Raw genomic sequence first — 217 nt, 5'->3', positions numbered from 1 at the left:
GCGGCCGCGGCGCTCCCGCCCCGTCACGAGAACGCGCCGGAGCTCCTGCCCTACTCCCCCGCCGCGAAGAAGGCCCTCGAGCTCACCTTCCGCGAGGCGCTCCGCCTCGGCCACAACTACATCGGCACCGAGCACATGCTGCTCGGCCTGATCCGCGCGGGCGAGGGCGTCGCAGCCCAGGTCCTCGTGAAGCTGGGTGCCGACCTGTACCGGGTGC

General features: G+C 73.3%; 1 protein-coding gene. It reads left to right on the top strand.

The features are described from left to right. Positions 1-217, top strand: a 217-nt coding sequence (locus MFF64_RS37630; protein ID WP_273557227.1) for a Clp protease N-terminal domain-containing protein, incomplete at both ends; no start/stop codon positions are given.

Source organism: Methylobacterium frigidaeris (assembly GCF_022179185.1).
Classification (GTDB): Bacteria; Pseudomonadota; Alphaproteobacteria; order Rhizobiales; family Beijerinckiaceae; genus Methylobacterium; species Methylobacterium frigidaeris.
This window is presented reverse-complemented; position numbering and strand designations above follow the sequence as displayed.